Below are 250 nucleotides of genomic sequence, written 5' to 3' on the forward strand. Positions count from 1 at the left end.
TTCATCCGCATGACCGGCGGGCAATTCGGGTTCGAGGTCGCCTCGGAAAGCGCCTTGGCAGCGGGACTGGTGATGGGGATCATGATCGTGCCGCTGATTTCCTCACTCTCAGACGATGTAATCAACGCTGTACCCCAATCCCTGCGCGACGCTTCGCTGGGCATGGGTGCGACACAGTCGGAAACCATCCGCCGCGTGGTCATGCCCGCCGCCCTGCCCGGCATCGCCGGATCTCTGCTCTTGGCCACCT

General features: G+C 63.2%; 1 protein-coding gene. It reads left to right on the forward strand.

Annotation, left to right across the window (positions count from 1 at the left end):
- A partial coding sequence (locus NXS07_RS21415) for an ABC transporter permease subunit (RefSeq protein ID WP_258087692.1) occupies positions 1-250 on the forward strand: 250 nt, incomplete at both ends.

Origin of the sequence: Xenorhabdus bovienii, from assembly GCF_024721015.1 — a bacterium.
Lineage (GTDB): Bacteria > Pseudomonadota > Gammaproteobacteria > Enterobacterales > Enterobacteriaceae > Xenorhabdus > Xenorhabdus bovienii.